Origin of the sequence: Mycobacterium sp., from assembly GCF_035314665.1 — a bacterium.
Lineage (GTDB): Bacteria > Actinomycetota > Actinomycetes > Mycobacteriales > Mycobacteriaceae > Mycobacterium.
On record NZ_DATFZD010000323.1, the window covers coordinates 1 to 7559 of the forward strand.

The 7559-nt window shown below is 61.4% G+C and carries 8 protein-coding genes; 3 read left to right on the top strand and 5 right to left on the bottom strand.

What is annotated here, in order from left to right:
- Window positions 1-357: 357 nt before the first annotated feature.
- The 3 genes from VKI00_RS22265 to VKI00_RS22275 all read left to right on the top strand — a co-directional run bounded on the left by VKI00_RS22265 (window position 358) and on the right by VKI00_RS22275 (window position 2718).
- Window positions 358-1095: an IclR family transcriptional regulator gene (locus VKI00_RS22265; protein WP_324441308.1), complete on the top strand. Its 738-nt coding sequence runs from the start codon at window positions 358-360 to the stop codon at window positions 1093-1095.
- Between the two features lie 364 nt (window positions 1096-1459).
- The gene (locus VKI00_RS22270; RefSeq protein ID WP_324441310.1) at window positions 1460-1723 is read left to right on the top strand and encodes a hypothetical protein; all 264 of its coding nucleotides are present in this window, start codon (window positions 1460-1462) and stop codon (window positions 1721-1723) included.
- Window positions 1720-2718, top strand: coding sequence for a hypothetical protein (locus VKI00_RS22275; RefSeq protein WP_324441312.1), 999 nt, complete (start codon window positions 1720-1722; stop codon window positions 2716-2718). Before VKI00_RS22270 ends, VKI00_RS22275 begins: the two co-directional genes overlap by 4 nt.
- 58 nt (window positions 2719-2776) lie before the next feature.
- On the opposite strand, the gene VKI00_RS22280 is transcribed toward VKI00_RS22275, so the two are convergent.
- The 5 genes from VKI00_RS22280 to VKI00_RS22300 form a co-directional block, all read right to left on the bottom strand.
- Window positions 2777-3406 (bottom strand): hypothetical protein, encoded by a 630-nt coding sequence (locus VKI00_RS22280; protein ID WP_324441314.1) that lies wholly within the window; start codon window positions 3404-3406, stop codon window positions 2777-2779.
- Window positions 3407-3409: 3 nt separating this feature from the next.
- The gene (locus VKI00_RS22285) at window positions 3410-3925 is read right to left on the bottom strand and encodes an HAD family hydrolase (RefSeq protein ID WP_324441316.1); all 516 of its coding nucleotides are present in this window, start codon (window positions 3923-3925) and stop codon (window positions 3410-3412) included.
- A gap of 142 nt (window positions 3926-4067) precedes the next feature.
- A complete protein-coding gene (locus tag VKI00_RS22290; protein ID WP_324441317.1) occupies window positions 4068-4640 on the bottom strand; it encodes a hypothetical protein in 573 nt (190 codons plus the stop codon).
- Window positions 4641-5029: 389 nt separating this feature from the next.
- Window positions 5030-6268 carry a metallophosphoesterase family protein gene (locus VKI00_RS22295; RefSeq protein WP_324441319.1) on the bottom strand — a complete coding sequence of 413 codons (1239 nt, stop codon included), beginning with the start codon at window positions 6266-6268 and terminating at the stop codon, window positions 5030-5032.
- Window positions 6269-7025: 757 nt separating this feature from the next.
- Window positions 7026-7559 (bottom strand): ABC transporter substrate-binding protein (locus VKI00_RS22300; protein WP_324441322.1); only part of this gene is annotated, 534 nt, incomplete at its 5' end.

A 7559-nucleotide genomic window follows, 5' to 3' on the forward strand; every position in this document is an offset into this window, starting at 1 on the left:
GGAATTTATCGTCGTTTCTGACTCAGTTACCGGCGTCGGGAGAAAGTCGTGAAGTCCCCGCATTTGGTGCTTTCCGCGGCCTACCGATTATGCCGCGTGACGAGAGTGGACAGGCGATCGCGACATGCCACGCACGCGGGATGCGGACGGGCCCAAAGCGCCGGCCGCGGACGTACGACCCTGAGCGCGCTGAACTACGCATCATCGCGGATGTTGTTGGCCCCGTGGGGGGCGCATCGTGAAGACCGTTGTGACAGCTCGATTTCTTGTCCGCCTTGTAGCCCCCTGATGTGAAAGAAGTTGGTGATGTCTGGGTCCTCATCGCCTGGCGTTGATACCGGCGGCATGTCAATGCAAATGACAACCTTGATCGCGCCCGACGCCGCAGGCGGCCGAAGAGTTCTCGACGGCGCATTCTCCGTCCTGGACGCTCTTGCTCACGCCGATGAGGGTCTCGGGCTGACGGCGCTGGCTCGCGCCAGTGGGCTCGCTAAATCGTCGGCGCATCGACTTGCCGAACAACTCGTGCTGCTCGGCGCGGTGGAGCGCTGCAACCATCGCTACTTTGTGGGTCCGCGGATGATGCGCATCGGGCAGCGTTGGCAACCCGATCCGCTGTTGCGGCGGTGCGCACAAAGGCCGATCCACGCCCTTGCCGTGCAATCGCGCGCTATGGCATCACTGCGTATTTTGCATGAGAATCGACTCCGCTATATATGCGCCGCTGTGCCTCACGGCCGCGCTTACATGCCCGACCATGTCGACACCGAATCGATCGCCCGAACCGCTACCGGGCGTGTGCTCTACGCCGTAAAGCCCCCCGGCGAGGTTGAGCTCCCTGACTGCTGGACCCGGCGTGAATGGCGAGAGCTCCGCGACTCCCTGGCCGATCCGCGAGCGACCCTGATCGACCATCAGGACGCGATTCCCGGCGTCTGCTGCGTATCAGCGCCGGTGTGGTGGCCGACTGGGACCTGCGCCGGGGCGGTCACCGTCTCGGTTCACGCAGCCGATCTGCCCGTCGGCCTACCCGCTCTCGTGTCGCACATTGCAGGCCGCATCGGTGCTGCCCTCCGGCAAACGAAGCCGAAGTAACCGCGCGCACGTGTCTCGGCAAGGGGAGGGCGTCGATATCCACGGCGAGCCGCTGGTCCCGTAGCAACTTTGGCATGGGCGCACTCCGTGGTTGCTGGCGACTGGTACCCGAACTTCCCGGAGGTCATCACGCCTGCCATAGCCGAAAACTGGGGTAATACAGATCTATTCCCCACGTACGGCATGCCCGGTTTGAAATAGCACATAGGACCTCATTTGGTTTGGTGGCGTCCAGGCTCCACCTGACCCGTGCCCGCCGCCCTTGCCTACTAGGCCCGTTCGACGTTCGATGGACCTCACGAGGCCGCAAACCGGTTGCTCCATGCTGGGTCGGTCAGTCGCCCCGAGCGAGGAATTGATCACTATGACGCACCCGGCTACGACCGTCGGCCCATCGAGCGAGGTGAGGCCCGAGTTGCCGACGCCGATTGGCGCGACGTCAGACGCGGCGGGCACGAACTTCGCCGTTTACTCCTCGTCGGCGAGTGAGGGCACCGTCAGTTTGTGCTTGCTCGCCGATGACGGCACCGAGACCAGGTTGCCGCTCACCGCGCGCACCGGCGACGTGTGGCATGCCTACGTGCCCGGGGTCGGCGCCGGGCAGCGCTACGGCTACCGGACCCGGTGATCTCGCGGGTCAAGCTCATCGCCGAGCCGTGGGACGCCAACGGCGGGTACGTCCTTGGCCAGTTTCCGCCGCCCTGGTCGCAGTGGAACGACCACTACCGCAACAATGTCCGCGACTATTGGCGGGCCCAGGCCGGCATCGGCGAATTGGCCACCCGGCTGGCCGGTTCGCACGACGTGTTTGGCGCAGCCGATCAGTCTCCCGAGTCATCCGTCAACGTCGTCACCTGCCATGACGGCTTCACGTTGAATGACCTGGTGTCGTACAACGCCAAGCACAATGAGGCCAACGGCCAGAACAACGGCGACGGTAGCGATGACAACCGGTCCTGGAACTGCGGCGCCGAGGGCCCCACCGAGGATCAGGGTGTCGTGGCGCTGCGCGCGCAGCAGCGCCGAAACTTCTTGGCTACCTTGTTGATTTCGCAAGGCGTGCCGATGCTCCTGGGCGGCGACGAGATCGGACGCACCCAGGGAGGAAACAACAACGCCTACTGCCAGGACAACGCCATCAGCTATTACGACTGGAACTTAGATCAGGAACGCCTGGACCTGCTCGCATTTACCACTCGCGCGATCGGACTGCGCAAGGAACACCGCGTTTTTCGGCGTGGCAGCTTCTTGACCGGTCAGCAGCCTCGGCACGGCAGCGGCGAGGATGTGGTCTGGTTATGGACTGATGGCACGCCGATGACGCCCGACCGGTGGAACTCTGGGTCGCTGGCATTTGCGATGTGGCTCAATGGCGCGGCGCTCACCGACACTGACGCCGACGGCAACGCGCTCACCGACGCCACGTTCCTCATCCTGTTCAACGCGTCGTGGAACCCGCAGTCTTTCACCCTGCCGTCCTCCAGCTTCGGCACCACGTGGACACCGGTACTGGATACCACTCAGGCCACGGGGTCTCCGCCGCCGTCGTCAACCACGCTGCCGGCTGACTCGGGCTACACCTTGAACCCACGCAGCCTGCTGGTGCTGCGCCGAACAGAGTGACCTTCTGCAGTCGTCGAAGAAATACGTCACCGACCTGAGCCCCCTTAGTAACGGCACCCTATTTTCGGAAGTACATCATTGGCGCGTGGGGGCGTCCGACGAAGCACTGGTGCGTGAAGCCGTAGTTCCGAATGACCGTGACGGCGTGAAGGGCGTTGAATCGGCTTGGGCCGAAGTCGAGCAGCCGGGAGACGCCGTCGGTGACAATCCAGCCATCGGCGGACTGCTCGGCGTGAATCCGGTTGAGGTCGAAGGCGATTGCGTCCTCTCCGGGCATCGGGCCCGCCGGCGCGTGACCTTTCACGGTGAAGTACATCATCGGGGGATTCGGGCGGGCTACGTAGCAGATACGGTCCAGGTCGTAGAAGGAGATGACATCTTTCGCGCGGTCGGCGTCGGCCGCGCTAGGCCCGAAGTCAAGGAGTAGTTCGCTTCCATCGACCACCGTCCAACCGCTCGAAAGATGTTGCACCTGAATAGCGTCAGGCTGGACACCGAGACAGTCCTCGTGCAGCGTCGGCGGGCCGGCGCCTAGTTCGTCGACGAGTTCGCCGTAGGTGGTGACGTTGATGTCGAAGGCCGGATTTGGGGTATTTGGCGGAGGTTCGGTGGAGCGCGCGACGAACGCGGTCCGCAGCCCTTGTGTTTTCGCCGCGCTTAGGTCGTACTGATGCGCAGCAACCATCATGATTTAGTCCGGTGGCAGCCCGAGGCTGGAGATCGCCATCTGGTACACCGCCGGGCTTGGCTTGTATGCGTGGACGGTCTCCGCCGAAAGCGTGCGATCGAACGGCAGCCCGGCGTGATCCATGAGCGCTGAAGCAGTCACCATGCTCATGTTGGACAGGATCGCCAGCGTGAAGTGGTCGTGCAGCGCGTACAGCGCGAGCGGTAAATCCGCCCAAGGATTGAGCGTGCGCCAGAGCGTAAAGAAGTTGTCCACCTCGTTTGCTGACGGCGTGCGTCCCCCCGCCGCGAGCAGAGCGGCGATCGAGTCGCGCAGGAGCTTGTCGGGCGGTACCCAGGCCCCGCCGTGAACCACCTTCGCTACTCCGTCGCCGTACCCCTGCTCAGCGCCGTTGGCGAACGCTACGGGATCGATGCTGAGGCCGTACTGCTGCGCCAGTGGCACGACTCCCGCGGAGAAGCTGCCTAGCCAGTCGAAGACGGTGCCGATGACGTCGAAGGTCAGAGCTTTCACCGTCATCGAGAGAAGGACCTCCTTAAAAATCCTTGGCGCCAGGCCCCATGCCTGCCCGATCAGAAGGTGCCGGAGTAGTCGTCGAGATGCACCATAAAGACGCGCTGCAGCTACATCCTCATACTCACGACACCCACTGTCCGCATATTTAACCCATGTCGAAATGATCGCTGTAGATGTGAAAGTAATGACGGGTGTTTGGGAAGTCCGTGCAAAACATGCTCGGTGAAAAAGTTCCGGCGGGAACGCTCTGACACTGCATTGAGCCAAACCCCGTGCCCATATCTTTTTTCGCCCCCCAGTCCAGCACCGGTTGGCCCGGGTAAACCATTGTGTCTGAGTGACAATCCAGGTGAGCCGGGCTGCCCTCCGGGCTGGTCTGATCCAGGACGAAACGGTCGCCGATCAAGTGCACCGGACTGGGCGGGCATGCGATTGGCTGGAACGTGTAGTTGTGGATGTCGCAGGCGACATGGCCTCCGTCATCTCCTCGGCCCATCGAGCAGGCGATGTTTCCGTCTGGGCTAATGAATTGGTAGATCACGTCAGCCCGCGCAGATGGCCCCATCCCAATCGTTGCGGTGGTCAGTGCCATTCCAACTGCCACGATTGCCGTGACCTTCATCGTTGTTTCCGATCTGCAGCCAATAAGGTGGAACGTGTCAACGATACTTTGGGCCGCGTCGGCGACTTGCAGGCGAAGGGGAATGACGCTGGTCATGAAAACCTCTCAGGAGTAGGCCGTTCTTCCCTTGCTGCGGGCGTAGCAGGTTCGGACCGCAATTCACGGGCTCGGTGGCAACATTCACTTCACCTTCATGGACTGGGTCCGGGGAAGACCACGGTCCGCTGAGCGGACCAGGGCCAAAACCTGGTGGTTGATCCAGGGAGCTGATCCGTGAGTGGGTGTGTCGGAATCAGAGAGCCCCGTCGTGTCGAGATCGGCGTTGGCGCCAGACTCCGCTTCAGGAGGTGGGTGATGCCCTAATGAACTGTCACAGTGACAAATTGAGCGCTTCTTCCTTCTCTGATGACATGCCGGTAATTCTTGTGGGATATGGAAGATTAACCGTGAGGACGTGATCACGGCACCGGTCGCTCGGCCGTTCGCTACCGATACTCGTGGGTATCGAGGTCCAGCGTAAATTGGTTGAGCGTGCGGTTCGAAGTCGCACCAATGAATTGACACGTCAACGTCCGCGCCTCGATCGTCACTTTCACGAAGCCGAACTCACTCTCATCGCTGTTGCCGTCCTCGTAGTAATCGACCTGCGCCGAGTCGCCGTCCGGATACTGAAACGACCCCGGGGTCACGGCCGGGAATGGCGCCGTCTGCGATACCCCGGGCTCGCCGTCACATTGGTCGGAGAGCACTTCGAGGGGAGAGTGGCCGCCACATCCGGTAACCAGGCAGGGCATGACCGTGCCGTCCGCGAACGTGTAAGTCACGTGCTGGAACAGATGGGCGTGGGCCGAGAATATCGCGTCAGGGCGCTGCCCGCTGTCGGCGATCGCTTGTTGCAAGGCATCGGCGAGATAGGGCGCATTGGACACGTCGGGACCAGGGCCTTGAGATGGATCTCCGCGCACGTTGAAGTTTGTCGCTCCCGAATAGGGCGGATAATGAACCGCCACCAGGACGGCTTTCTTCGGCGAGTTGTGGCTGTTTGCGGCGGCCACCGTTTTCAATTCCCCGACGAGCCACTGATACTGCGGACCGTTCGTGAAAACCGGATACGCAGTCGGATCGTCCAACACGCCGCCGTTCGCGATGTTTGAGTACAAACCAATGATGTAGGCCAGCGGAGTATCGAAGCGCCAGTAGACATAAGGCTGAATCATGGCGGGCCTGTTGTCGGTTGTATTCCCCGTCCAAGGCTGAGGCCAGTTCGAAGGGTCGGCGCAAAAAGCGTCAAGGTAGTTGGTTATCGGCGAGGATTTCCCATCATGATTCCCGGGGATGGAGACGATGCGCTTTGGATAATTTGTATACGGAGCATAGAACTGGGTGTTCCACAACGGCGGCGTGTCGTCAGCTTCAGAGCCATCAGTGGTCGCGTCGCTGCCCTTTTCCAAGTAAATAATGTCACCCAGATGAAAGAAGAACGAGGTATCGTCGTCGGCATTTATCGCACGGGCGACGGCTTCGGTATTGGTCGGCGTGACGGGATCGCCGGAGCAGCCCACCATCGCAAAACTCATCTTTCCAGAGGACGTGATTCGCTGATTCTCGTCGGCATCAATAGCACGGAAATCGAGCGACTGCTGGCCGGCGGGAGGAGCCTTCGGAACGTTGGTCCAGACGCCATGTTCGGCGCACTTCGTCTGCTTATCTGCTCGCTTCGACATATCACTCCAATACCGCATTGGCCATACCACTCGCGGACGCGAGCCGGTGGCAACACTCACTTCACCTCGATGAGCCGGATTTAGGGAAGACCGCGGTCCGCTGGGCGGACCGGCTCAAGATGGGCCTTGTGTGTGTGGGTGGGTGGCCGACCCCAGCGAATTGTCACAGTGACGAATGAAGCCTTTCTGCACGATGGGCAGGTGTGCCGTGAGCGGGTAGCCATCTTCCGAAAACGGGGTCGCTGGACTTGTTCAGGCGCGCCCGGCTGATTACAGCGGTCGTACTCCGAGGTAGTTCCGAATAGTGGGGCGGAAACCAGAAAGTCGTCATTATTCCCGGCTAGCACGGACGAACCGCTTTGAACCCCCCGACGCTGCCGTTACCTTGTGCCGATAAGCGACATTATGTCAACTTGACTCCTCCATATTGCAGCAGATGAATCAACCCGCGACTTGACTCCTCCATATTGCAGCAGATGAATCAACCCGCGCTCTCACTTTTCTGCCATCGGACCGGCGGTAGACCTGTTTGAAAACAGTCCTTGAGCTGCGGTGATCGGCGTGGCCCGACATGTCGTCGCCGGTGAAGCCCAATTTTCGGTCGTCGGATCAGGTACGAATGTCCGGTCTCAATCTAGTTGGCGGACGATTACTGTTCCCCGCCAACTGATTCGAGACAGCTGTTGCAGTTTCTGTCTCAACGTAGTTGGCGGTTCCGCACCCAATGTCAGCCCACGAGCTGATGTGACTTCGACGCTCACGTCCGACGAAGCGGCCGATCAACCAGCACCCGCTGTCCGCCTCGCCACTGAACGACGCGAATCTGATGGCCGGTTTGCACGCCGGTGACCGGGTCGACACGAAACCGACCGAACAAGGTGGTGGTGTCGAGTCGTTGTGATGCGGCCCGGACCGGCAACGATTCAACAGTTCCGGCCTCCTTCACGCAGCGCTGCCAAACGACACCCGCGGCGAAGGCCGCAGCAGCCGGATAGGGCGGCTCGGTACCGTTCGCGTCCCGGTAACAGTGGCTGAACCACTTGCTGTTGGGTCCGTCCGCGGGATCATCTGTTCCGTCGTCGAACCACTGGCACGGTCCGTAAAGCCCCTCAACGCGATCACCGATGGCGTGCCGGAGCTCATCGACTCCGGCGGCGACCAATCCCACTGCGCGCCAACGGCGTTCGCTGGCCCACTGCGCGATGGCGACGTCATCGTCGAAGGAACCGGCTGATAACAGCACATCGCCCGCCGGGAGCTGCGCCAGCACGTCTCTGGCCCGGGCTGGACG